The sequence below is a fragment of the Lachnospiraceae bacterium genome (assembly GCA_022794035.1).
In the GTDB taxonomy this organism is placed as follows: Bacteria; Bacillota; Clostridia; order Lachnospirales; family Bianqueaceae; genus CALWPV01.
This window is the reverse complement of record JAAWDX010000007.1, coordinates 174,815-199,947: the sequence shown is the minus strand read 5'-3', so window position 1 is coordinate 199,947 and position 25,133 is coordinate 174,815. Positions and strand designations below refer to the sequence as shown.

The window sequence follows — 25,133 nt, the reverse complement described above, 5'->3', positions numbered from 1 at the left end:
AAATCCTTTCTCAGTGATAAGTTCGGCTTTGCCAAATGTATCGTATCAGATATCCATTCGGTATGTCAATCAATTTTGCTATGTAGCATAAGACCATCATGCAGATACAAAGCTGCCATGATGGTCTTATGCAAGTCTTATAAAAACTGCCGTGTGCTTTTTTTGAGCATATACAGGCAGGGGCAAAAGCGCGTGATGCCCTCAGCAATTTTCATGCTTCCCATTACAGCGAGCACTGGATGACATTTTTTATGCTGACAGGAAAGCAGCAGACAGCCAATCATGATCCTGAGATAGGCATCTAAAAGCCCTACGTTGCGGCGAACTTTTTTCATAAACTTTACCTCTTTTCTAAATTTACGAATAGTTTGCGGAAAAAGTGAAAATCTATGCAGATAAATCTTTGATTGCAGTTTTTAACAATATCGTGTATAATTTTCAATATCAAATAAACTGGAGGTAGTGTGGAAAAATTACTATGAGCTTACTCATCGAAAAAGGAACGGTGATAGATCCCGCTTCCGGAGAATGCATCGTGAGGGATCTATATATTGAAAACGGAAAAATTCAGGAGCTTCCTGCTGCCGTGCCGCCCGAGACCAAACGAATTTCGGCGGAAGGCCTTTGGGTGCTTCCTGGACTGATTGATCTGCATGTTCATCTGCGGGATCCCGGCCTTACCCATAAAGAGACGATCGAGACTGGCAGCAAAGCCGCCGCCGCTGGCGGATTTACCACAATTTGCGCCATGCCCAATACGCAGCCGGTTACCGATTGTGCAGAGGTAGTGGAATACGTCAAAAGAGCAAGCCTGCAGGCGCCTTATGCGCATGTGCTGCCAATCGGCGCCATTACCGTCGGCCAAAAAGGCAGCATGCTCACCGATCAGCGGCGCATGCAGGAGGCCGGCATCTGTGCAATCAGCGAGGACGGAAAATCCGTAGCCGATGCAGACCTGATGGAGCAGGCCATGATCCGGGCCAAAAAATTATCGCTTCCTATTTTGGATCATTGTGAGGATCCAGAGCTGGCAAAGCAAGGGGATTCCCGGGAAGCAGAAAATCAGATGACGCAGCGGGAGATCCAGCTCGCCGAAAAAACAGGGGCGGCGCTGCATATCTGCCATGTCAGCACCAGAGAAAGCGCGCAGATGGTCCGCGATGCACAGCAGAGAGGGCTCTGCGTTACAGCAGAAGTGTGCCCTCACCATTTCACACTGGATAACAGCGAGCTTGCGCGGGGAGATTCTAATTATAAAATGAACCCGCCGCTGCGGGAAAAGGATGATGTCGAAGCCATGAAAGAGGCTCTCAGAGACGGAACCATCAGCTGTATTGCTACTGATCATGCCCCGCATGCGGAATATGAAAAGGGGCCGATGGAAAAAGCAGCAAACGGTATCATTGGACTGGAGACAGCGGTAGGGCTTGGGATTACAGAGCTGGTGGATACGGGCGTGCTGACGCCGCTGCAGTGGGCAGCCTGCATGAGCACAAATCCCGCCAAGGTACTGGGCATTCCTAAAGGCAGCCTGCAGACCGGCAGGGAGGCTGATATAGTGCTCATTGATCCAGAGGCAGAATATATCGTAGATGTAGATCGGTTTTACAGCAAAAGCAAAAATTCTCCCTATGGAGGAAGGCGCCTGAAGGGGCGGGTCATGATGACGATTTTGAGCGGCAAAATCGTATATGAAAAAGGAGAAATAAAAGAATGATTGACAGACTGATAGATCAGATTCAAAAATTGAAAAATCCAACGGTAGTAGGCCTGGATCCCCGTTTAAGCATGATCCCGGCGCACATAAAAGAAAAAGCGTTTGACGAGCATGGAAAAACGCTGGCCGGGGCTGCAGCAGCTTTTTTGGCCTTTAATCAAGCGATTATAGATGCCACCTATGATCTGATTCCTGCTGTTAAGCCTCAGGTCGCCATGTATGAAATGTACGGCGCCGCCGGGATGCAGGCCTTTATCGATACGGTGGCCTATGCCAAGAAAAAGGGGCTGATCGTGATCGGCGACGTAAAAAGGAATGATATCGCTTCTACAGCACAGGCCTATTCAGACGGACATCTGGGCGAGGTCGAGATCGAGGGGGAAACCATCGAGCCCTTCGGCGAAGATTTTATTACCGTCAATCCATATCTGGGCACGGAATCCATCGAGCCTTATTTTGCCCATATGAAAAATAGGGACAAGGGCTTGTTTGTACTTGTAAAAACCTCTAATGCCGGCAGCGGGGAGATTCAGGATCTGCCCATGGGCAGCGAGGGACATCCGCTATATGAAACAGTGGGACAGCTGGTCAATAAGTGGGGCGCTGATTTTCGCGGAGCTTATGGATTTTCTGATATCGGTGCTGTGGTCGGCGCTACACATCCTGAGCAGGGAGCGCGCCTGCGTCAGCTGCTTCCGCATGTGTTCTTTTTAGTACCCGGCTATGGAGCGCAGGGCGGTACGGCTGAGGATCTGGCAGGCTGTTTTAATCAAGAGGGAATCGGCGCGATCGTCAATTCTTCAAGAGGCATTATTGCCGCATATCAGAACAAAAAATACAGCAATCAGTTTAAACCAGAAGAATTTGCACAAGCATCCAGACAGGCAGTTTTAGATATGAAGGCAGACCTAAACCGCGTGCTATAAGCCAAAGATAAGGAGAAAGTAATGTTTAATGATCGGGTAACACTTATCCAGCAGGACAGGCTGGATGAACAGATCTACCGCATGACGCTTGCGGCGCCTGACATTGCCCAGACTGCGCAGCCGGGGCAATTTGTCAATCTGTACAGCGACGATAAAAGCAAACTTTTGCCCAGACCTATCAGCATCTGTGATGTAGATCCAAAGGAAGGTATTTTGATTTTGATCTACGCTGTAGTGGGCGCCGGCACGAAGGAGCTTTCCCAGCTACAGCCGGGGGATACGCTTCGCGTGATGGGACCGCTGGGAAAAGGCTTTCCCTTGGAGGAAGCAGAAGAAGCCGATGAAATTTTTATCGTAGGCGGAGGATTGGGCATGCCGCCCCTTCTGTATTTGAGCCGCATGCTGACGGAAAAGGATCCGGAGAGCCGCAGCAAAATCAAAATCTTTCTTGGCTTTCGCAGTGAACCCTGGATGGGACGTGAATTTGAGCCCTACGGTACGGTGTATATGACGAGTGACGACGGTGCGTCTGGTTTCAAAGGAAATGTGCTGCAGCGCATACAGTTTTATCTAAAAGAGCAAAATCAGTCTAAACGGCGGATTTTATATACCTGCGGCCCCATTCCGATGATGCATGCCATTCAGCGCTTTTTTGAAAAAGACGAAACCATGGCTCTGTGGTTTTCGCTGGAGGAGAGGATGGGATGCGGCTTTGGCGCCTGTGCCGGCTGTCCTGCCAGGCTGCGTATGCCGGACGGCAGCATCAAGCGGGAAGGCGTCTGTAAGCTGGGCCCTGTATTCCCGGGAAAGGCGGTGATTTTTTATGAATAAGAACTTAGTCGTTGAGCTTTGCGGCATTCCGATGAAAAATCCGCTCACCACAGCCTCGGGCACCTTCAATCCGCAGGCGCATAGTCAGTTTTATGATCTGGGGATTCTGGGAGCCGTCACGGTTAAAGGCGTGGCAGATATCCCATGGCCGGGCAATCCTACGCCGCGCATTGCCGAAACCTATGGCGGCATGCTGAATTCGGTGGGCCTGCAAAACCCGGGAGCTGACGTCTTTATCGCTGAAGATCTGCCCTTTATCCGCAGGTTTGATACCAAAGTTATTGTTAATTTGGCAGGGCATTCGATTGCAGAGTATTGCCGCGTAGCGGAAAAAATGACGGAGGCCGATGTGGACCTTTTGGAGCTGAACATTTCCTGTCCTAATATTAAAGAGGGCGGTGTGGCGTTCGGAACCAATGCTTCCATGGCCGAAGAAGTGGTGCGTGAGGTGAGAAAGGTTGTCACAAAGCCGCTGATTGTGAAGCTGAGCCCTAATGTGACGGATATCACGGAGATTGCTAAGGCGGCTGAGGCCGGCGGCGCGGATGCGCTTTCGCTGATCAATACTTTGTTTGGAATGAGAATTGACGTGTACAAGCGGCGTCCGGTGCTGGCGCAAAAAATGGGCGGCTTTTCGGGGCCGGCTGTGAAACCAGTGGCGGTGCGCATGGTGTATCAGGTGCATCAGGCCTGTGACCTGCCGATCGTGGCGATGGGCGGCGTAGCGACCGGAGAGGATGTGGCTGAGTTTATAATGGCTGGTGCGACCATGGTGGCAACCGGTACGATGAACCTGACGGAGCCGGATTGTCCGGTGCGGATTCTGGCGGAGCTGGAAGCTTTTATGGAGAAGACCGGCATAACGGATATCAATGAAATCAGAGGGATTATTGAATAAAGTGATGAATTTTAAGATTATGAGCGATAGCTCCTGCGATTTGGGCAAGCAGCGCGTAGAAGAGCTGGGCATCGATATGGTGCCGTTTTATGTGAGTTTTGACGGAGAGACATATTATAAAGAAATTGAAGAGATAGACATCCGGGAGTTTTATCAGAAGATGGTAGACAATCCGGATCAGTATCCGAAATCCTCGATGCCCTCTGTCATGGACTATGCCGAGCGATTTGAGCGCTATGCGAAGGAGGGGCAGCCGGTGCTCTGCATCTGCATCACCTCTAAATTCAGCGGTTCTTATAATGCAGCCCGCGTGGCGGCGGAGCAGGTGACAGAGGAGTATCCGCAGGCACAGATCAAGGTGCTGGATGCCCAGATGAATACGGTGCTGCAGGGACTTTTGGTGGAAGAGGCTGTCAAAATGCGCGATCAGGGGCTGGAGCTTGCAGAGGCTTTTGAGCGGCTGGAAAAAATGCGGGGCAGCGGCCGTATCTTCTTTACGATTGCCAATATGGAGTATCTGGTCCATGGAGGCCGCGTAGGCAAAGTGTTAAAGGTGGCCGGCAGCCGGCTTAAAATTAAACCTCTGATTACTCTGCGGGAGGGTGAGATTTTCCCTTCCGGGCTGGCGATGGGAAGAGCCTCATCCTTAAAGAAAGTAGAAACGCTGCTGTTTAACTATCTGGAGAAGGAGAAGGCGGTATTAAATCATTTTCAGATGGTGGTTGGCTTTGGCTATGACAGAGAAGAGGGCGAAAGCTTTTTGCAGCATATTTTGGAGGAGCTTCGAAAGAGAGGATATACCAAAAAGCTGGAGCTTCGTCAAATTGGCGCGACCATTGGCGTTCATACAGGACCGCATCCGCTGGGAGTAGGCATTTTGAAGGTTGTTACCGAGTAAAAATAAAAGATCGAAAACGTTTATTTAAACGTTTTCGATCTTTTTTATAGAGTGCAAGGTTTAATGGGCGGAAGTCCTCTGGGCCAAGCGAATGGCCGCAATGAGCGGCATAATTAAAATACCGCAGAAGAAGTTGCTGACACCGTGGATAAAATCCCAAGGCAGGCCTGCCGCAATCCAGGCCAGCATGCCCTGAAAGCTTAGGCCAAAAAGCAAAGCCTGGGCCGGTGCATAGAGCGTGCCAAACAGAAATCCATGCAGAGCGCAGACCGACATATAAACAAGGGGCTGCAGCTTGCTTGGTATAGACCTTGGAAGCAGCATCACGAAGGCCCATAATACCGTCCAAACATATAGATAGGGGAGCCACCAAGTCGAAAAGCCGCCAAAAAGCCCGGTTATTAAAATGTAGATATAGATAGGATACAGAGCCTTTTTGCGGTAGACCACTGTGGTTGCTGTGATGAATACGCCGACGAGGTGGATGTTGGGAAGAAATTCCAGCAGAGCCTTGGCGGCATACATGAGCGCACCAAGCATAGCAAAAATGACGAGCTCCTTAATGCTGAGTCTCAACCCTTTTCAACCTTAAAAGCATAAGTAGAGCCGGCGGTAACTGGAGTGGAATCCACGCCGGTGCTTGCATATTCACCGTCTACATAAAAGGCCCAATAAGCGCCGTCCTTGTCATAATCAACGGTTGTTCCGTTGACAGTGGTGACCATGAGGCCATACTGACCGACTTCTCCGGCAATGAGCTCTACATCTAAAAGAGCCTCTCCTACCGTGGCCTTATCGGTATGGATCTCAAAGGTCGTATCCTTTCCTTCCGCATCCGTAACGATGAAAGTAAATTCTGTTTTGCCTTCGCCTAATACGGTGTTTTCGGAAACGGCGGAAGAGTCCTGCGTGGCGATACTAGAATCACCGGTTACCTTGTTAGCGTTACAAGCTGTCATAGAAAGTGCCATAGCCGCAATCAGCACCATAAAGCAGAAGAACGATAACCATTTTTTCATTCTTTTGAACATGATAAATCCTCCATAAATCAATAGATTAAGTTTATTCCCGCAGGGAGCCGGCGCTCGCAGCAAAGATAGCGGGAGGATGCATGGACAAGTATTTCGACTTGGCGCGTAAGCAGCCGGCCTTCTCGGACTGCCATTTGAGCAGTGCCAATGACCTGTTCCCTGAGATGCGGCCTCAGGTAGGCAGCTTCATAAAATGCGCCTCACGGCGACGGGCTCGTACAGGAGTTTCACCTGTTTCCATGTCCAAGCAACATGTTGTATTATAGAGGAACCGCGAGATAAATGCAATAAAAATTTCCAATAGTAGGAAGGGGTGAGTTTAATGCTTACTTTTTTAGTATAGGAATATAGATATCCATGGTTGAATCTGGGTGAGAATGACATCTTTCATCGTAAAATTCAAAGTCAATTTTGCTTTCATCATATCGATATCCGCTATTTGGAAACCATTCTTCAAAGATATATTTCCAGGTTGCTTTTACAACGTCAGCTAATGGATCATTTGTATCACTGCCCTTATTTGTCAAATCAACAGGTGGTGTGGTAAAAACAGCATATTCAGCTTCCGGCACTTCAACTGTAATCATGTCAGGAGTAGCTTTTGTGAAATCATCAACGATGACACCTAAAAGATATACTATATTTTCATCTTTTGTAGATGAAAAGCAAATTCCAACTTCCCCATGTTTAGGCGGGCATAGCTGTGTGTACATTTTATTTTCAAGATTTTCGCCTGTATAAGTATCCCAGTAGGCAGCAATATCTTTCATATGACCATTTGTAACATTGGTCTCTATACCATAGCCAGCTACTTTAAACGATTCTTTTTTCATAATAATAGGATTCATACTGTAATCTCCATTTCTAGTTAATAATTTTAAGTCAATATCACTCATACGAGCCATATAGGTGGTTGGGCTATATCCAAATTCTTTTCTAAAGGATTTTGCAAAACCACTTGCTGTTTCATAACCATATTCTACAGCAATATCAATAATTCTTTTACCTTTAAGTAATTCGGAGCGTGCAATGGATAATCGTCTTTTTCGGACATAATCCATAAGCGTTACATCTTTCTGTAAAGCAAACACTCTGCAAAAATGATAAACGGAGTATCCCATTTGTTCAGAAATCTGTTGCGCGGTTAATTTTTCTTTGATATTTGTTTCAATAAATTCGATAGCATCGTCAATGCATTCACGATAATTCAATTTATCACCTTGCCTTTCTCTTATCTCCGTACGGTGATATTACTATATCACATATTGAAAGGGTATGCTGTTTCTATTTTGCTAAAGTTAGGTTCCGTAATAGACGGTTTTAATTCGTAAAATCGAAATTTAAGACTAGACCAAATCCCTTTCATATATTACAATACACAGGAGAAAGGAGATAAAAATGAAACGCTATTTACAAATACTATTGGTTTTTATGCAGTTGGGGGTATGTACCTTTGGCGGAGGCTATGCCATGCTTTCTTTGCTGCAGAAGATTGTTGTGGAAAAATACCACTGGGTTACCGAAGAGGAGCTAATGGATTATTATGCCATTGGACAGTGCACGCCGGGCATCATTGCCATCAATACCTCGACGTTTATCGGATATAAGCTGCTGGGCGTTTTAGGCGCTATTGTGGCTACGATTGGCTTTGCGATTCCTTCTATCTGTATCATTTTGGTGATCGCTGCCTTTGTACAGAATTTTGCGGATTTAGAGATTGTCGGACATGCCTTTGCAGGGATCCGCGTCTGCGTCTGTGTTCTGATTCTGGACGCTGTGATTAAATTGGGCAAAAAGGCGCTGGTCAGTAAGGCAGCGGTGGGAATTTTTCTGATTGTTACCGCGTTGGCTGTTTTTACAGATATTTCTACCATTGTGCTGGTGCTGGCCTCCGGTATTGCCGGCTATATTTTATATAAAATAGGAGGAAAAACAGCATGATGATCTGGCTTCGACTGTTGTATGAATTTTTTAAGACTGGCCTGTTTGCTGTGGGCGGCGGGTTGGCGACGCTTCCGTTTTTATATGAAATGGCGGAAAAGACAGGCTGGTTTACCAATCAAGATATTTTAAATCTGGTGGCAATCTCAGAATCGACGCCGGGCGCCATCGGAATCAATATGGCCACCTATGTGGGCTATTTGACCACCGGTCCTTTGGGAGGCGTACTGGCAACGCTGGCGCTTATCGCGCCGTCAATCATTGTGATTATTATGATTTCTAAAATTATAGAGCCCTTTAAAAACTCACCTGCGGTGCAGGGCGTATTTAAAGGGCTCAGGCCGGCGTCCACCGGGATGATTACAGCAGCAGGGCTAAGCGTAGCCGAGCTTGCCTTTTTAAATCTGACAAAATGGAGCGGCTGGAATGCTTCCAGCTTGCTGGCCGTGGTGAACTGGAAAGCGCTTGTGCTGGCGGCTGTGGTCTGGCTGGCGCTAAAAAAGTTTAAAAAGCATCCGATTGTGTATATTGCCTTTGCGGCTGCGGTGGGGATTATTTTTAAATTTTAATACTGATATTGGATCCGGCGCGTTTTTAGAAAGTAGAGGGAAAGGAAAAAGCAGAGAGCCTCTGCGATCGGAATGGCAAGCCAGATGCCATCGCCGCCGATGAAATGCGGAAGAAGGAGAAGGGCCGGCAGAATCAGAGCAAAGGTACGGGAAAAGGAAATAATGGCAGAGACCTTGCCGTTGGAAAAGGCTGTAAAAAAGGCAGAGGAAAAGATGTTGAGGCCGGCAAAGAGATAGCCAAGGCTGAAAACCAGAAAGCCATGAACAGCAATAGAAAAAACGGCGCTGTCACGCGAGGTGAAAACAGCCATAAGAGGCTTTGCCAAAAAGAGGGGCAGGACTGTCATGAGCACAGACGATGCGATGACAAACCCCAGACAGATGCGGAAGATGCGGTGCAGGTTTTGAATATTGCCTGCACCGTAATTGTAGCTGATGAGTGGAGCCACGCCGCTGGAATACCCCATATAAACGGCAGTGAAAACAAATTGACTGTATAATACGATGGAGATGGCCGCCAGTCCATCCTCACCCAGTACACGCAGTGTAACGATATTGAGCACAAGAAAAATGAGGGCTGTGGCGACATTGGAAACAAATTCAGAGCTTCCGTTGGCTAGAGCTTGAAGCAGGAGGCGGAGGCGCAGCCGCGGACGGCGGAAGCAAAGGCCTCCTTTGTTATGAGAAAAGAAGATAAGGCCGGTAGCCGCAGGAATGAGGTAGCCGGTGAGCGTCGCCAAAGCGGCGCCGCTGATGCCCAGATGAAAGACAGCGATAAAAACATAGTCGAGAATTGCATTGATGATGCCGGCCGCGACAGAAGAGATGAGCCCGAGATTGGGGCGTCCGGCAGTGATAAAATAATTCTGAAAGATCAGCTGCAGCATATAAGCGGGAAAGCCGCAAACACTGACAAAAAAATAGTCCCGGCAATAGGGGTAGAGGCGATCATTGGTGCCCAGTGCATAGAGTAAAGGCTTTATAGCAAGCAAACAAAACGCAGAGAAGCCAACAACGAGTAAAAAGGAGAACAGTGTGAAAAAGGAAAGATCCTCACAGGCCTCGCGGCTGCGGCCTTCTCCTAGCTTTTTGGCTAAAACGGCATTGCCACCTGCGCCCAGCATGGAGCCGAGGCCGATCACGATGTAGATAACGGGATATACGATATTGGTAGCTGAAATGGCGTCAGCTCCTACTAAACGGGAGATGAAGATGCCATCGACCATCGAATAAATAGAAGTGAATACCATCATAATGATGGTGGGAAACGTAAAACGAAGTATAGAGGAGACGGAAATGCTCCGCTCCAATTGTTGCGCTGACATGATGAAATAAATCCTTTCGTAAATTTTGTGATCACGATGGCTATCATAAACCATGGGGTTAGACCATAGTCAAGGGCTTTTTTGAAGCTAGCAGAGGATGAATTTTTTTAAAATGGTTTGCATGGAAAGCAATCTGTGGTAAAATAAGAATGATCATTTAATACAAAAGTTAAAGGTGGAGGAATCGATGAAAGAATTAAGAAAAGATGCTAAGATCGAGACACAGTGTCTTCATGCCGGCTATACGCCGAAAAATGGAGAGCCGCGTGTAGTCCCGATTGTGCAGAGCACAACCTATTGTTTTGATTCAACAGATCATATCGCGGCCCTGTTTGATATGCCTACTGAATATATGTATTCCCGGTTTGCCAATCCGACCTGCGATGCAGTAGAGAAAAAAATTGCGGCCTTAGAAGGGGGCGCCGGCGCTATGCTGACGAGCAGCGGTCAGGCGGCCAGTCTGCTCTCTATTTTAAATTTGTGTAATGCTGGTGACAGCTTTATCGCTGCTTCTACTATCTATGGCGGTACGATCAACCTGTTTGCCGTGACGCTTAAAAAGCTGGGCATAGAATGTATTTGGGTAGACAGCGGAGCGAGTGAAGAAGAGATTCAGGCAGCATTTAAGCCCAATACGAAGGCTGTGTTTGGCGAGACATTGGCGAATCCGGCGCTGGTCGTTTTTGATATTGAGCGATTCGCTAAAGTAGCACATCAAAATGGTGTACCGCTTATTGTTGATAATACCTTTGCCACACCGTATTTGTGCAGGCCGTTTGAGTTTGGCGCCGATATTGTCGTACATTCCACAACAAAATATATGGATGGACATGCGCTGCAGGTGGGCGGTGTGATCGTGGACAGCGGTCATTTTGATTGGGCCGCCAGCGGCAAATTCCCTGAATTTACAGAGCCGGATGAAAGTTATCATGGCGTGGTGTATACCCGCGAGTTTGGTAATCTGGCATATATTATTAAAGCGCGTATGCAGCTGATGAGAGATTTTGGCTGTTATCCGGCTGCCAATTCGGCTTTCTTGCTGAATCTGGGGCTGGAGACGCTGCCGGTGCGCATGAAGCAGTATTGTGAAAATGCCATGCAGGTAGCCTCCATGCTGGAGCGCTCAGAGAAGGTTGCTTCTGTCAATTATCCGGGACTCTCTTCCAATCCATATCATGAAATGGCGCAGAAATACCTGCCCAAAGGATGCAGCGGCGTGATTTCCTTCTCCATTAAGGGCGGTCGCCAGAATGCCGTTAAATTCATGGATAGTCTGGAGCTTGCCTCTAATGTGGTGCATGTGGCCGATATTCGTACCTGTGTGCTTCATCCTGCGTCGGCGACGCATCGCCAGCTAACGGATGAGCAGCTGGTAGCCGCAGGCATTGACGGCGGCATGATTCGCCTCTCCGTAGGTCTGGAAAATGTGGAGGATATTATGGCGGATGTGCAGCAGGCACTGGATAAAATCTGAGAAATTGAAAAATAAGTTTAGGAGCCTTGCCGGCTTATCTGCGGCAGGGCTCCTAATTGTTTTAAGATTCTTTATTTTTAAAATATTAAAGGATTTGATGAGGAAAAATCACGAAAAAATGCAGGAAAACTTTCAAAAAAGGGTTGAAAATTCAAAGTAATCTGCTATAATGATACTGCTTTATGAAGGAATCACATCATATGCAGGATGTGATTTGAAAAAATGTTTTGTAAGGATAAAATGGAGGAAATCATGCAGTATCGTATTGAACGGGATTCGATTGGAGAAAAGGAAGTTCCGGTTGACGCATATTATGGCGTACAGGCGCTGAGAGGTCATGAAAATTTTCATATTACCGGTCATAGACTGGAAAAAGAGTTTATTGAGAGCTTAGCAGAAATTAAAATTGCATGCGCAACGATTAATAATGAATGCGGAGAGCTGGATAAAAATATCTGCGATGCAATTTGCCAGGCGAGCCGTGAGATTTTGGAGGGTAAATTCCATAATGAATTTATCTGCGACCCGGTACAGGGCAGCGCAGGCACCACAATTAACATGAATGCAAATGAAGTGATTGCCAATCGTGCGATTGAGATTTTGGGGGGAGTTAAGGGCAATTATAAGATTGTACATCCCAATGATCATGTAAACCGTGCGCAGTCCACCAATGATGTCATTCCTACAGCTGGCAAGATGACAGCGATTAAACTGATGAAAAAGGCTAAATTCCAGCTGGAGCGTCTGGAAAAGGCTTTAGCTGTGAAGGAAAAAGAGTTTTGGAACGTGGTAAAGATGGGACGTACGGAAATGCAGGATGCAGTGCCGATTCGCCTGGGTCAGGAATTTGGAGCCTATCGCTGCGCTGTTAAAAGAGATATCCGGCGTTTTGATCTGGCCATGGAAGAGCTTTCCTATGTAAATATGGGAGGAACAGCTGTTGGTACCTCCATTAATGCAAAGCCTTATTTTGTAGAACATATTGTACCGCGTTTAAGCATGGTGTCAGGACTCGATCTGCATCAATGTGAAAATCTGATTGACGGTACGCAGAATCTGGATGGATTTGCTTATGTTTCTTCTATTTTAAAAACCTGTGTCGTGAGTTTGGCGAAGATGTCCCATGATTTGATCCTGATGTCTTCCGGTCCGAGAACTGGATTTGGAGAAATTAAGCTGCCTTCTAAGCAGAATGGCTCTTCTATTATGCCGGGTAAGATCAATCCGGTAGTGCCGGAGGTAATGGCACAGATTTCCTATTTAATTATTGGCAATGATACGACCATTATGATGGCAGCAGAGGCGGGCCAGCTAGAGCTGAATGCCTATGAGCCAGTGCTTTTTTATGAACTGTTTGAATCCATCAATGCGATTACGGGCGGCGTTGAAACGCTGGTGGACAATTGCATTTTGGATATTGAAGCAAATGAAGAGCGTTGCCGTGACTTGGTGGAAAATTCAGTAGGCATTATTACGGTGATCTGTCCGAAGGTTGGCTATCAGCAGGCGGCCGATGTGGCCAAAGAAGCGATTAAGACCGGAAAATCCGTTCGTACCCTGTTAAAGGAAAAGCATATTTTGAGCGATGAAGAAGTGGATGAAATGCTGATTCCGGATCATATGGTATAAAAGTGGCGTGACATATTCAGAGGATTCACATTTTAGAGCCACTTTACGAGTTTGGTGCAGTGCACCAAACTCCGGTGTCGTTCTGGATTAAAGGCGGCCTGATATATTTCTTTAAATCACGATACTGAACCGCCTTACGAGTTTGCCGCGAGCGGCAAACTCTGGTATCGTTCTGATTTTATAAAAGTGGCGTGACATATTCAGAGGATTCACATAACGAGGATATTTTCAGTAGAGAAGATGTCCTCGTTTTTGTATATAAAAGCCATAGGAAAAGAATTTAACACGGGCATCAAGTTTTAGAGAATAGGCGCATATGCTATAGATAAAGGAGGGGATCAAGGATGGATGCAAAAAAAGCCGGAGGCCCTGATATGATGAAAATGCTGCATATGATGCTTCCTTACATGGACTCTTCCACAAAGCGGATGCTGAGTATTATGATTAAGCTGCAGGAACTGCAGGAGCTGATGAAGGTAGAAGAAGAGGTAAAACCAAAGACTGCTGAAACTGGGGAAAATCAAACAACCTCCGCAGAAGAAAGGGAGAGTAAGGAAGTAACACCAGTGTGGCCGGCAGCCGCGGCGCCCGATCAGAATCTGGCATTAAAGCTGAGAGAGGGATTGACGCCGGAGCAGCAAAGCATGATTACATCATTAACAGATATGTTAGGATGAATATAAAGAAGGGAGAAGCAGTCATGGATCAAAATCTGATAGAGTTTTTTAAAGGGCCGGAGTTTCAGTCTTTGCCTAAAATTAAACAACAGTATCTTAAAGAAATGATAGAGCTCATGGCAGATCGGCCAATCAATGAAAAGATACAAATTATGATGTCATATGGCTTTAAAATGCAGAACAATGGGCTAGCGCTTAGTCAGGAAGAGGCTTCTATGCTGATGAAGGTTTTGCAGGCGAATCTGACGCCAGAGGAAAGAGCACGGTTTGAACAATTTAGCAAGATGATATAAAAGGGGCAGCGCCATATTTTGGGATAAGATATGGGCGCTGCCTTTTAAAATGCTTGCACTTTATAAAAATGTGCAGTAAAATAAATGATCATACAAAAGAAAGGACAGGCTGATGAAGCAGTATTATATATATCTGGGAACGCAGACACATAAAACCAGCAAGGGAATTTATGGAATGCGTATTTCTGCTGACGGTAAGCTCGAGGAGGGGCCGCAGCTTTTGGCAGAGCAGCCCTCGCCGACCTATTTTTATGTAAGCCGCGCACATGATTTTCTCTATGCCGTTTCTGAACCGGGAGAAGAAGAAAAGGGACTGATCTGTGTGTATGCAATAGACATGCAGACACAGGAAATATCCCTGCACAGCAAAAAGGTGGCAGCCGGCAGGGGACTCTGTCATATTGAAATGGATTCAGCAGAGCAGTATGCGGTGGTGACATGCTATGAGGAGGCGACGATTCAGGTGTATCCCGTGGATATGCACAGAAAGCTCATGCCTATGTTTTGTCTGCGCCGTCATATTGGAAGCGGTCCTGTTGCCGAGAGGCAGGAAAGAGCGCATGCGCACAGTGCGTTTTTTACGAAAGATGGAGCCTATGTGGTGATCTGTGATCTGGGCATGGACACTTTGGCTCTGTATGAGATGAATGAGGAAACAGGAAAGCTGCACCGGGCAATTGGTATGAATGTTAAGCTACCGCCCGGAAGCGGTCCGCGCCATATGGTCATGAGTCCGGATGGCAGATATGCCTATGTAGCCTGTGAGCTAAGCTCAGAAGTGGCAGTGCTTGCCTATGAAAAAGAAACGGGATTTACGCTGATAGAACAGGTGAGCACGTTGTCTCCGGAATTTCCTTCTGACAGGAATTATCCGGCTGCGATCCGTCTCACGCAGGATGGGAGATGTTTGTATGTTTCCAATCGGGGGGAGGATTCCATTGCTCTGTTTAAGGTTAACCCGCAAAATGGACATATTTCACTGCAAAATACATATTCCACACGCGGCTGGTACCCGCGTGATTTTATCCTGACAGGCGATGAGAGGCTTCTGATTGCCGTGAACCAGTTGTCAGATAACATGGTCATTTTCCGGCGTGAGCCGGAGACGGGAGAGCTTACGTTGACGGATGAAAAAACAATTGTCAATGCGCCGGTAGCGCTGATAGAGGGATAAAAAATGAAAATTAGTGATCTTTTAAAAACAGGGAAATCAACCCTATCTTTTGAAGTATTTCCGCCAAAGACGGAGGACAAGTTTTTGGCTGTGGAAACCGTGACGAAGCAAATTGCTGCGCTAGGGCCTGATTTTATGAGCGTAACCTATGGGGCCGGCGGAGGAACGAGTCAGTATACGGCGGCACTGGCCAGTGCGCTGCAGACAGAATATCATACGCCGGTGCTGGCGCACTTGACCTGTGTTTCCTCAACGCATGAGGAGATTGGTAAGATGCTGGGGATGCTGAAGGAGAAGGGAATTGAGAATATACTGGCCCTGCGCGGAGACATTCCCGAGGACGGCGGAAAATGTGAATATCGGTATGCGAGCGAGCTGATTCGGGAGATCAAAAGCTATGGAGATTTTTGCATTGGGGCGGCATGCTATCCGGAAGGGCATGTGGAATCTAAGAATAAGGCGGATGATTTGAAGCATCTGAAGGAAAAGGTGGAGGCCGGCGCTGAATTTTTGACGACCCAGATGTTTTTTGACAATCAGATTTTGTACCGGTTTTTATATCGGATTCGTGAAATTGGCATTACTGTGCCGGTGTGTGCCGGCATCATGCCGGTGACAAACGGTAAGCAGATGAAACGGATCGGCAGTCTGTCAGGTACAGAGCTGCCTCAGCGGTTTAAAGCAATTTTGGATCGGTTTGGCAGTACGCCTAAAGCGATGCGGCAGGCAGGGATCGTGTATGCAGCGGATCAGATCATTGATCTGCTGGCCAATGGAGTGCCGCATGTGCATGTGTATACGATGAATAAACCAGAGATTGCAGAGGCTATTTTGGCACGTATTTCGGAGATTTTAAAGGTATGAAATTTTTAGAAGCGTTAGAGCAGCAGATTCTCTTTTTTGACGGAGCGATGGGGACGCTGCTGCAAAAAGAAGGGCTTGCCGCAGGAGAAATTCCGGAAACCTGGAATATTTTGCATCCGGAAACGATTGTGCGGATTCATAAAAGCTATTTAGCGGCTGGGTGCCATATTTTAAAGGCCAATACCTTTGGGGTCAACCGCTATAAGCTGGAAAAGACAGCGTATACGGTGGAGGGCCTGGTGCAGGCGGGATTGCAGCTGGCAAGGGAGGCAATTGCGCAGGAAAAGCGGCAGAATCAGCAGGCAGCAAAGCGTGAATGCTTTGCTGCGCTTGACATAGGTTCCCTAGGCAAGCTGATGCGTCCTCTGGGGAGTATGGGATTTGAGGAGGCCTATGCTGCCTTCGCTGAGGTGGTACAGGCCGGCAGGGAGCTCGCAGATCTGATTTTGATTGAGACGATGAATGATCCTTATGAAATGAAAGCGGCGCTGCTGGCGGCCAAGGAGCATTCGGATCTGCCGGTAGCCGTCACCATGGTGCTGGATGAGAAAGGAAAGCTTCTGACCGGTGGCGATATACCGGCGGCAGTTTCTATGCTAGAGGGGCTTGGCGCTGATTGCATTGGCATGAACTGTGCGCTGGGGCCGAAGCAGATGCTGGAGCTGATGCCGGTGCTGCAGGCCTGCGCCAGCAGACCCATCATCGTGAATCCTAATGCGGGCATGCCGCAGCTTATCGAGGGACAGACGGTATTTGGGGTAGGGCCTGAGGAATTTGCTGAGGATCAGGAAAAGATGATAGCAGCGGGTGCGCAGTGCATAGGCGGCTGCTGCGGCACGACGCCGGAGCATATTCGCCAGATGGTCATGCGCTGTCAGGCAGCAACTCGCAGACCGGTGACGGAAAAGAATCTCACGATTGTTTCCTCCTACGGCGCTCATGAGATCTTGGGCGATAAACCGCTGATTATTGGAGAACGGATCAATCCAACCGGCAAGAAAAAGCTTAAGAAAGCGCTGCGTGAGCATGATTTTAACTATATATTAGAAGAAGCGATTAAACAGGAGGAGCAAGGAGCTCATATTTTAGACGTCAACGTGGGGCTTCCGGAGATCCGGGAGGCAGAAGTGATGGATGAGCTGGTGCAGGAGCTGCAGGCCATCACCAAGCTGCCGCTGCAGATCGACACCTCCGACGCATATACCATGGAAAGGGCCCTGCGGCATTACAACGGAAAACCACTGATCAATTCAGTAAGCGGAAAGCGCGAAGTGATGGAAGCGATCTTCCCGCTTGTAAAAAAATACGGCGGCGTAGTCGTCGGGCTCACATTGGATGAAGATGGCATCCCGGAAACGGCGGAGGGGCGTCTCAAAATTGCCAAAAAAATCATTGACACAGCCGCTGCCTATGGCATTGCCAAAAAAGATATCCTTATCGACACACTGACGATGACAATCAGCACCGGAGAAGAACAGGGACGAGTCACGCTGGAGGCGCTGCAGAGAGTGCGCCGGGAGCTTGGCGTCGGCACCGTGCTCGGCGTATCCAACATCTCCTTCGGACTTCCAAACCGTGAGCTCATCAACGCTTCCTTTTACGCCATGGCGATGGACCGCGGCCTGTCAGCCGGCATCATCAATCCGGCCAGCGCCGCCATGCGGCAAGCCTATGATGTGTATCTGGCGGTCAAAGGATACGACAAGAACTGCAGTCAGTATATCGAGAAATATAGTCAGATGGAGATGACCGCGGCGGTGCATAAGACAGCGTCTGAAGCAAAGCCGGCAGGCCAGATGCAGGCGGCGCCGCTGCAGGACGCCATCATCAAGGGACTCGCGGATCTTGCTTCCCGCCATACGGCGGAGGGGCTAAAAGAAAAAGAGGCACTGCGCATGATTGATGAAGAGCTGATTCCGGCGCTGGACTTTGTGGGAAAAGAGTTTGAAAAGGGGACGATGTTCCTGCCTCAGCTTTTGATGAGCGCGCAGGCCGCGCAGGCTGCTTTTCAGGTGATTAAGGAGAGCTTTCGCGGGAAGGAGCAGCAGAGCAAGGGCAAGATTGTGCTGGCGACGGTAAAAGGGGACATTCATGATATTGGCAAGAATATTGTGAAGGTGCTGCTTGAAAATTATGGATTTACGGTGCTGGATCTTGGCAAGGATGTGCCACCGGAGCTGGTGGTGGAGACGGCGCAGCGGGAGCAGGTGAAGCTTGTGGGACTGAGCGCGCTGATGACGACGACGGTGGTGCACATGGAGGAGACGATTCGGCAGCTGAAGAAGACGCTGCCGTCTTGTAAAGTGATGGTGGGAGGCGCTGTGCTTACGCAGGCCTATGCGGATCAGATCGGGGCGGACTTTTATTCCAAGGACGCGATGGGATCGGTGCGCTATGCAGAAGAGCTTTTTTCGCAAAATGCTTGAATTTTGTAATACCTTCTGCTAAAATGAATTTTAATTTGAGTGTAAGGAGTGAATGGATTGAAGATCTATGATCATAAAGCCATTGAGAAAAAGTGGCAGAATGTTTGGGAAGAGAGCGGTGCGTTTCGGGCTTCTGAATCTACGGACAAGCCGAAATTCTATGCGCTGATCGAATTTCCTTATCCATCAGGACAGGGGCTGCATGTGGGGCACCCGCGTCCTTATACGGCGATGGATATTGTGGCCAGAAAGCGCCGGATGCAGGGATATAATGTATTGTTTCCTATGGGCTGGGATGCGTTTGGACTGCCTACGGAAAACTATGCGATTCAAAACAAGATTCATCCGCGTGAGGTGACGAAGCGGAATGTGGCGCATTTTAAAGAGCAGCTGCAGTCTTTGGGCTTTTCGTTTGACTGGAGCCGTGAGGTTAACACGACGGATCCGGGCTATTATAAATGGACGCAGTGGATTTTTCTGCAGCTCTTTAAAAAAGGCTTGGCCTATAAGAAAGAGATGTCGGTCAATTGGTGTCCGTCCTGCAAATGCGGTTTAGCGAATGAAGAGGTGGTCAACGGAGCCTGCGAGCGCTGCGGCACGCCGGTAGAGCACCGCATGAAGACGCAGTGGATGCTGAAAATTACGGAATATGCGCAGAAGCTGATTGATGGTCTGGAGGGGCTGGATTTTATTGAGCGTGTTAAAACGCAGCAGACCAATTGGATTGGACGTTCAGAGGGGGCAGAGGTTGATTTTACAGCCAACGGCAAAACGCTGACGATTTATACCACGCGCCCAGATACGCTGTTTGGCGCGACGTACATGGTGATGTCGCCGGAGCATCCTTATATTGACGAGTGGAAGGATCAGATTGAAAATTTTGATGAGGTGCTTTCTTATCGGGAGTTTGCCAACAGCAAGTCTGATTTTGAAAGAACGGAGCTTGCGAAAGAAAAGACGGGCGTGCCGCTGAAGGGGATTAAAGCGGTGAATCCGGTGAACGGTCAGGAGATCCCGATCTGGATTTCGGATTATGTGCTGATGAGCTATGGTACCGGCGCGATTATGGCGGTACCGGCGCATGATACGCGCGACTGGGAATTTGCAAAAAAATTTGATCTGCCGATTATCGAGGTTGTGGCAGGCGGCAAGGTACAGGAAGAAGCCTTTACGGATATTGCCACGGGCACGATGATCAATTCTGGCTTTTTAGATGGAATGTCTGTAGAAGAGGCAAAAAAAGCGATTGTGGAATGGCTGACCGAAAAAGGCATTGGACATAAAAAGGTAAACTATAAGCTGCGCGACTGGGTTTTCTCACGTCAGCGCTATTGGGGAGAGCCTATTCCGGTTGTATATTGTGAGCACTGCGGCGGATGGGTGCCGCTGCCAGAGGAGCAGCTGCCGCTTTTACTGCCGGAGGTGGAGAGCTATGAGCCGGGTGAGAACGGCGAATCTCCGCTGGCTGCTATGACGGACTGGGTCAATACGACCTGTCCTGTCTGCGGCGGACCGGCGACGAGAGAGACGGATACAATGCCGCAATGGGCCGGGTCTTCTTGGTATTTCCTGCGGTATATGGATCCGCATAATGAGCATGCACTGGCCAGCAAGGAGGCACTGAATTACTGGCTTCCGGTAGATTGGTACAATGGCGGAATGGAGCATACGACGCTGCATCTGCTGTATTCGCGTTTCTGGCACCGCTTTTTGTATGATCAGGGCATCGTGCCTACGCCGGAGCCCTATCAGAAGCGTACCTCTCATGGGATGATTCTGGGAGAAAACGGCGTGAAGATGTCGAAATCGCGCGGCAATGTTGTCAATCCTGACGAGGTCGTGGAAGAGTTTGGTGCGGACACTATGCGTCTTTACGAGATGTTTATTGGTGATTTTGAAAAAGCAGCGCCATGGTCCACACAGGGCGTCAAGGGCTGCCGCCGATTTGCAGAGCGCGTATGGAAACTGCAGGATATGGTGACAGAGGGAGAGGGCTATAGCGCCGATCTGGAAACCTCGATGCACCGCACGATCAAAAAGGTGAGTCAGGATTTTGAATCTCTTAAATTTAATACCGGCATTGCGGCTTTGATGGCGCTGCTTAATCAGTTTTATGATAAGGGCAGCGTGACTCGGGGCGAGATGAAGACGTATTTAACGTTGCTTAATCCGGTAGCGCCTCATTTCACGGAGGAGATGTGGGAAAATCTGGGATTTGAAAGGCATATTTTCCAGACAGCATGGCCGACTTATGATGAAAATAAGACGGTGGAGGCGACCATTGAAATCGCTGTACAGATCAGCGGTAAGGTGAAGAGTACGATTATGATTCCCAAGGATGCTGATCAGGAAACGGCGATTGCAGCGGCAAAGGCGGACGCAAGGGTGGCTGCTGCGCTGGAAGGAAAAACCATTATGAAAGAGATCTATGTGCCGGGAAGAATTGTGAATATTGTAGCGAGATAAAAGAAAAGCGGGCCTCTGAAAGGTCCGCTTTTTTTTGTTGGGAGTGCGGAGGCGGGGGATGACGTGGAGCAGGGTCCAGACTGGGGGCGGACATGGGGCAAACTCTGGATGTGAGCTTGATCATAAGTTAATCTTTAGGCGTGAGCCGGATCATGAGTTAATCCTTAGGCGTGAGCCGGCTCATGAGTTAATCTCTAGTTCTGAGCTTGCTTTGGGAGAAATTTGAAATTCAGCTGAAAAATTTCCCCGGGACCTGACGGAAGAACAGGAGGATGGCGGAAAATTATCCGTTGCATGAAAGAGGCGAGGGCATCTTGGTGGAAGAAGTTCAGCCTGATGTGGTGGAAAAGCCCTGAAATAGAGGAAAAATTTCCACCAAAATTAAAAAAATTGATAATGCGGCGCAAGCGACAGCAAATGTGAAATTTTTGTAACTTTAGGGAATTTTAATATTTTTCTCCGATACTATAAGTAAAAGAGCGAGCAAGGAGAAGGATGAATGGAAAGAGAAGAATTTAAAAATAAGTTAGAGGAGCAATTTCTGTATTTGCATTTGCGGATCGAACGGCTGGAAAAAAGTATTCCGCATACGGCCGGCTCATTGGTTTGGAAAGGAGATAGAAAACAATATGCTTATTGGCAGTTTTATCAAAATAAAGTTAAAGTTCAAAAATCGGTTGCAAAGGATCAAATAGAAGCAACGAAAAGACAGATAGAAATTCTGCGTCATCAGCAAGAAAAATTAAGAGAATTGCTTCAGTTCAGAAAGAAACTGCAGCATGTGCTGCTGATTTTTCATATGACAGGAGAAGAAATTTTACAAGAGTACTATCAAAGAGAGAGAAAAAGGATTGATCAAGAAAAAGCCTATCAAAAGGCAAAACAATTGGCGGAGGCAAAGTGGCATCGGGAAAATTATAAGCATATGACGGATCAGGGAGAGCTGGTAGCTTCTAAATCAGAAGAGATTATCGCTAATATGTTATTTGCACAGGGGATTACCTACGAATATGAAAGACCAATGCAAATGGGGGATCAAAAAGTAATCCCAGATTTTCTTCTCTGGATGCCGAATGGAGAAAAGATCATCTGGAAACATGCAGGTCTCATGGATAATAAAGAGTATGCAGACAAGTTTGAAAAGAAACTGTCAATATATGAAAAAGCTGGTTACACACGAACGAAAAATCTGATTGTGACATGGGAGGATAATGGCAATTTCAGCGCTGAAGAAGCGCGGCGAATGATTGCACTTTACCGTTTAATCTGAGACTGCTTTTTTAAGTGGTGCTTGCGCAGCAGGCTATCTAAAGAAGTGTGAACGGCAATTGCAATGGCGATGAGTGCAGCGATTTCTAAAGTGTTTAAAAAACGGTTAGCTCCCGTAACAAGATCGCGGCCGATCAGATAATACATGGTCTGATAAATTCCCGCCCCCGGAACCATACAGAAAATACCGCCTGTAAAGAAAATGGTGACAGGTGCACGAAGCCGGCGAGCCATATAAAATGAAATGGCGCTGGCGGTTACAGCAGCAAAAAAATTAGAAAGAGCAATGCCAGGTACGTATTTGATTACAAAATAATATACAAACCAGGTGGCTGCGCCCACAATACCACAGGGAACGAGATGCTTGGGTTCAATATTAAATAGAATTACAAAGGTAATGGTTGAAAAGAATGAGCAGCCGGCCTGAAATATCATTTCCGGGGTAATCAACCAGTTTTTCCCCCAGGTGAACCAAGTAGGGGGCGTATCAAGGAGCAGAGCACCGTGACTTCGTTCAAACAGATGGGCAACGATGGAGACGCCGGCAGCAATGGAAACGGCGCAAATAGAAGCTTCAATTGCACGAGAAACGCCTGACATATAGTCGCCATGCAGCAAATCCCGAATGGCAACTGTGAGAAGCATACCAGGGACTAAAGGCATGATAGATCCAGAAATGATAGGCTGCAGATGGGAACCAATGGGGATAAAATATACGAAAAGAATACAGAAGATGCCCAAGACAACAGAAGCTAGAAAATCCCTGACAAAGCCAAGGGACTTTAGTTTACCAAAAAGCAGATAGGCTATGCCGACAAAAAAACCAACAAAAGCAGAAGCTAAAGCATCCAGAGGATAGCCGCCGAACATAAAGGTAAATAAAGAGGAAATGACAACAAAGCTGAGAAGAATAATAAACGGTGAATAATACTGTTTATTTTCTAAAGCATCAAATTCTTGAAATGCCTGTTCAATAGTCAGCTCTCCGGAAACGAAGCGGCGTGAAATTTCATTGGCATGCGAGATCTGGCTGAGATCACTCACCCGATTGCTGATGCGTTTTACAAGCGTAACTTCGCGGTCTAAAGAAGGATCAGATAGGGTGATAAATAAACCGGTCACGGAAACATGAGCCTCTGCATAAGAGAAACCAGTGGTTTTTAAAAGCCGGCAAACGGTGTCCTCAATTCGGTAAGCCTCGGCTCCGTGAGAGGCCATAATTTCCCCGGCACGCAGTGCAATTTTACAAACTTTTTTATAGTGAGCAGCACAATAGGCTTGAAATTCCTGTTGTTCCATTATAATCTCCATTTCGTGCATCTGATTTAACGAAGCTGATTATACTATAGTTAGAAAGGCTTTTCAATGCTGGTTTTTAATTTTCCAGCTATTGCATAAGATTTGCCATTTGCTATTTATGAAAAATTTGTTATAATTATTAAAGAAGACTGAAAAAGGATGAGGGTATGATGAGCTTATTAGAAGATGTACGTATAGTGGATTCCCAGATTGCCGAGCTGATTCAGGCAGAAACAAGAAGACAGCATGAGAAGATAGAGCTGATTGCTTCAGAGAATTTTGTATCAAAAGCTGTTATGGCAGCGATGGGATCACCGCTGACCAATAAATATGCTGAAGGATATCCGGGAAAACGCTATTATGGAGGCTGTGAGTTTGTAGATGAAGTCGAGCAATTGGCGATTGAAAGGGCAAAAGCGCTCTTTCAGGCAGGATATGCAAATGTGCAGCCACATTCGGGTTCACAGGCGAATTTTGCCGTATATCATGCATTTTTAAAACCGGGAGATACGGTTTTGGGAATGAGCTTAGCCTGCGGTGGTCATTTGACACACGGCAGTCCGGTCAATGTATCAGGAGCGCAATATAGGATTGTCAGCTATGGAGTAAAGGAAGAAACGGGCTGTATTGACTATGATGCTGTAAGAGAACTGGCATTAAAAGAAAAGCCCAAGCTGATCATTGCAGGAGCCTCAGCTTATTCTAGGGTGATTGATTTTAAACGGTTCCGTGAGATTGCCGATGAAGTAAATGCAATGCTCATGGTAGATATGGCACATATTGCAGGTTTGGTAGCAGCAGGGCTGCATCCGAATCCAGTACCCCATGCGCATGTGGTGACAACAACAACGCATAAAACGCTTCGGGGGCCAAGAGGAGGCATGATCCTCTGTAATGATGAGGAAATTGCTAAAAAAATTGACAAAGCTATTTTCCCAGGGATTCAGGGAGGGCCGCTTTGCCATGTAGTTGCGGCTAAGGCAGTCAGCTTTTTTGAGGCGCTGCAGCCTGCGTTTATTCATTACCAAGAACAGGTTGTACAGAATGCAAAGGCGCTTGCAGAAGGCCTGCAAAAACGCGGTTTTACGATCGTTTCAGGCGGTACGGATAATCATCTTATGCTTGTGGATCTGCGTAGCAAGGGCATTACTGGTAAAAGAGCGGAAAACCGCCTCGATCAGGTTGGAATCACCTGTAACAAAAATGCTATTCCATTTGACCCTGAAAAACCATTTGTGACGAGCGGTATTCGTTTGGGAACACCGGCGGTGACAACGCGCGGCATGAAAGAAGAGGATATGGATAGGATTGCACAGATCATTGATTGGACCGTATCAGATTTTGAGGGCAGAAAGGAAGAGGCCCGTCGAGCGGTACAGCTGCTCTCTGAAAAATATCCCTTATATCAAGCATAAGGAGGAAAAAC

At 47.4% G+C, this 25,133-nt stretch carries 23 protein-coding genes and 1 riboswitch; of the genes, 17 read left to right on the top strand and 6 right to left on the bottom strand.

Translation table 11 applies throughout. The features are described 5' to 3' along the window. Positions 1 to 137 precede the first annotated feature (137 nt). Positions 138 to 335 (bottom strand): DUF2892 domain-containing protein, encoded by a 198-nt coding sequence (locus tag HFE64_07195; protein MCI8633248.1) that lies wholly within the window; start codon positions 333 to 335, stop codon positions 138 to 140. 143 nt (positions 336 to 478) lie between these two features. Between HFE64_07195 and HFE64_07190 the strand changes: the two genes are divergently transcribed. Genes HFE64_07190 through HFE64_07170 form a run of 5 tightly spaced genes read left to right on the top strand, consistent with a single transcriptional unit; the run spans position 479 to position 5,270 of the window. Beyond that, positions 479 to 1,717 (top strand): dihydroorotase, encoded by a 1,239-nt coding sequence (locus HFE64_07190; GenBank protein MCI8633247.1) that lies wholly within the window; start codon positions 479 to 481, stop codon positions 1,715 to 1,717. Further along, positions 1,714 to 2,643 (top strand): orotidine-5'-phosphate decarboxylase, encoded by a 930-nt coding sequence (pyrF, locus tag HFE64_07185; protein MCI8633246.1) that lies wholly within the window; start codon positions 1,714 to 1,716, stop codon positions 2,641 to 2,643. The genes HFE64_07190 and pyrF overlap by 4 nt, the downstream gene beginning before the upstream one ends. Before the next feature lie 21 nt (positions 2,644 to 2,664). Continuing rightward, a complete protein-coding gene (locus tag HFE64_07180; protein ID MCI8633245.1) occupies positions 2,665 to 3,474 on the top strand; it encodes a dihydroorotate dehydrogenase electron transfer subunit in 810 nt (269 codons plus the stop codon). Then, positions 3,467 to 4,372 carry a dihydroorotate dehydrogenase gene (locus HFE64_07175; GenBank protein ID MCI8633244.1) on the top strand — a complete coding sequence of 302 codons (906 nt, stop codon included), beginning with the start codon at positions 3,467 to 3,469 and terminating at the stop codon, positions 4,370 to 4,372. Before HFE64_07180 ends, HFE64_07175 begins: the two co-directional genes overlap by 8 nt. Before the next feature lie 4 nt (positions 4,373 to 4,376). After that, positions 4,377 to 5,270, top strand: coding sequence for a DegV family protein (locus HFE64_07170; protein MCI8633243.1), 894 nt, complete (start codon positions 4,377 to 4,379; stop codon positions 5,268 to 5,270). Between the two features lie 60 nt (positions 5,271 to 5,330). Here HFE64_07170 and HFE64_07165 read toward each other — a convergent pair whose 3' ends face one another. The 3 genes from HFE64_07165 to HFE64_07155 form a co-directional block, all read right to left on the bottom strand. Next, the gene (locus HFE64_07165; protein MCI8633242.1) at positions 5,331 to 5,846 is read right to left on the bottom strand and encodes a hypothetical protein; all 516 of its coding nucleotides are present in this window, start codon (positions 5,844 to 5,846) and stop codon (positions 5,331 to 5,333) included. Further along, positions 5,843 to 6,304 (bottom strand): DUF4430 domain-containing protein, encoded by a 462-nt coding sequence (locus HFE64_07160; protein MCI8633241.1) that lies wholly within the window; start codon positions 6,302 to 6,304, stop codon positions 5,843 to 5,845. Before HFE64_07160 ends, HFE64_07165 begins: the two co-directional genes overlap by 4 nt. Positions 6,305 to 6,365: 61 nt before the next feature. Further along, a riboswitch (cobalamin riboswitch) is annotated at positions 6,366 to 6,592 on the bottom strand. Positions 6,593 to 6,627: 35 nt separating this feature from the next. Continuing rightward, entirely contained in the window at positions 6,628 to 7,512 is an 885-nt protein-coding gene (locus tag HFE64_07155; GenBank protein MCI8633240.1) for an AraC family transcriptional regulator, read from the bottom strand. Between the two features lie 187 nt (positions 7,513 to 7,699). Here HFE64_07155 and HFE64_07150 point away from each other — a divergent pair, with 187 nt between their 5' ends. Continuing rightward, a complete protein-coding gene (locus HFE64_07150; GenBank protein ID MCI8633239.1) occupies positions 7,700 to 8,242 on the top strand; it encodes a chromate transporter in 543 nt (180 codons plus the stop codon). Continuing rightward, complete coding sequence (locus tag HFE64_07145) at positions 8,242 to 8,811, top strand: chromate transporter (protein MCI8633238.1); 570 nt, start codon at positions 8,242 to 8,244, stop codon at positions 8,809 to 8,811. Before HFE64_07150 ends, HFE64_07145 begins: the two co-directional genes overlap by 1 nt. On the opposite strand, the gene HFE64_07140 is transcribed toward HFE64_07145, so the two are convergent. Then, positions 8,808 to 10,136 (bottom strand): MATE family efflux transporter, encoded by a 1,329-nt coding sequence (locus HFE64_07140; GenBank protein MCI8633237.1) that lies wholly within the window; start codon positions 10,134 to 10,136, stop codon positions 8,808 to 8,810. The genes HFE64_07145 and HFE64_07140 overlap by 4 nt on opposite strands. A 187-nt stretch (positions 10,137 to 10,323) precedes the next feature. On the opposite strand from HFE64_07140, the gene HFE64_07135 reads away from it, so the two are divergent. From HFE64_07135 to HFE64_07095, 9 genes are all read left to right on the top strand, one after another. Continuing rightward, complete coding sequence (locus HFE64_07135) at positions 10,324 to 11,610, top strand: O-acetylhomoserine aminocarboxypropyltransferase/cysteine synthase (GenBank protein ID MCI8633236.1); 1,287 nt, start codon at positions 10,324 to 10,326, stop codon at positions 11,608 to 11,610. 240 nt (positions 11,611 to 11,850) lie between these two features. Next, positions 11,851 to 13,239 (top strand): aspartate ammonia-lyase, encoded by a 1,389-nt coding sequence (locus tag HFE64_07130; protein ID MCI8633235.1) that lies wholly within the window; start codon positions 11,851 to 11,853, stop codon positions 13,237 to 13,239. Between the two features lie 344 nt (positions 13,240 to 13,583). Further along, complete coding sequence (locus HFE64_07125; GenBank protein MCI8633234.1) at positions 13,584 to 13,916, top strand: hypothetical protein; 333 nt, start codon at positions 13,584 to 13,586, stop codon at positions 13,914 to 13,916. Positions 13,917 to 13,939: 23 nt separating this feature from the next. Next, positions 13,940 to 14,209 (top strand): hypothetical protein, encoded by a 270-nt coding sequence (locus HFE64_07120; GenBank protein ID MCI8633233.1) that lies wholly within the window; start codon positions 13,940 to 13,942, stop codon positions 14,207 to 14,209. A gap of 112 nt (positions 14,210 to 14,321) precedes the next feature. Then, positions 14,322 to 15,383, top strand: a complete 1,062-nt coding sequence (locus HFE64_07115) for a lactonase family protein (protein MCI8633232.1) — start codon at positions 14,322 to 14,324, stop codon at positions 15,381 to 15,383. A gap of 3 nt (positions 15,384 to 15,386) precedes the next feature. Next, complete coding sequence (gene metF / locus HFE64_07110; GenBank protein ID MCI8633231.1) at positions 15,387 to 16,247, top strand: methylenetetrahydrofolate reductase [NAD(P)H]; 861 nt, start codon at positions 15,387 to 15,389, stop codon at positions 16,245 to 16,247. Next, on the top strand, positions 16,244 to 18,673 hold the full coding sequence (locus HFE64_07105; protein MCI8633230.1) for a dihydropteroate synthase: 2,430 nt from the start codon (positions 16,244 to 16,246) through the stop codon (positions 18,671 to 18,673). The genes metF and HFE64_07105 overlap by 4 nt, the downstream gene beginning before the upstream one ends. A 57-nt stretch (positions 18,674 to 18,730) precedes the next feature. After that, positions 18,731 to 21,139 (top strand): leucine--tRNA ligase, encoded by a 2,409-nt coding sequence (locus tag HFE64_07100; GenBank protein MCI8633229.1) that lies wholly within the window; start codon positions 18,731 to 18,733, stop codon positions 21,137 to 21,139. A gap of 499 nt (positions 21,140 to 21,638) precedes the next feature. Then, the gene (locus HFE64_07095; GenBank protein MCI8633228.1) at positions 21,639 to 22,409 is read left to right on the top strand and encodes a hypothetical protein; all 771 of its coding nucleotides are present in this window, start codon (positions 21,639 to 21,641) and stop codon (positions 22,407 to 22,409) included. Here the strand turns inward: HFE64_07095 and HFE64_07090 are convergent. Continuing rightward, a complete protein-coding gene (locus HFE64_07090) occupies positions 22,394 to 23,707 on the bottom strand; it encodes a threonine/serine exporter family protein (GenBank protein ID MCI8633227.1) in 1,314 nt (437 codons plus the stop codon). The genes HFE64_07095 and HFE64_07090 overlap by 16 nt on opposite strands. A gap of 170 nt (positions 23,708 to 23,877) precedes the next feature. Between HFE64_07090 and HFE64_07085 the strand changes: the two genes are divergently transcribed. Further along, positions 23,878 to 25,122 (top strand): serine hydroxymethyltransferase, encoded by a 1,245-nt coding sequence (locus HFE64_07085; GenBank protein ID MCI8633226.1) that lies wholly within the window; start codon positions 23,878 to 23,880, stop codon positions 25,120 to 25,122. The last annotated feature ends 11 nt before the right edge of the window (positions 25,123 to 25,133 follow it).